The following is a 271-nucleotide window of genomic DNA, read 5'->3' as shown; positions in this document are numbered from 1 at the left end:
CATCTTCTTTGACTACAGGAACCTTGAAGGTCGGACCTGTCCATTCCCCATTCTCATATCGAGCTCCGCCACCAAAATATGACGCTAACATATTGCTCATCGAATAAAGCTGAGAACCATTGACCGCATCATGTGAACTCTCATTAATCTGACCATTCCCAACATTATGGAGGCCAACTAAGCTCTTCTCTTTACCACCCAAAGTCACATTCGTATAATCAGTTTTACCATCTTTTCTATCGTAATGGACAACAGATGAATCTTCAGACTG

1 protein-coding gene is annotated in these 271 nt (G+C 42.1%); it reads right to left on the bottom strand.

Annotated elements, in window-relative coordinates; translation table 11 throughout:
- Positions 1–271: hypothetical protein (locus J7R07_RS08115; protein ID WP_208436334.1), on the bottom strand; the 271-nt coding region annotated here is incomplete at both ends.

This window comes from Bartonella phoceensis, assembly GCF_902825145.1.
GTDB lineage: Bacteria > Pseudomonadota > Alphaproteobacteria > Rhizobiales > Rhizobiaceae > Bartonella > Bartonella phoceensis.
Note: the sequence above shows the minus strand (reverse complement) of the source record. Positions and strands in the feature narration are given on the sequence as shown.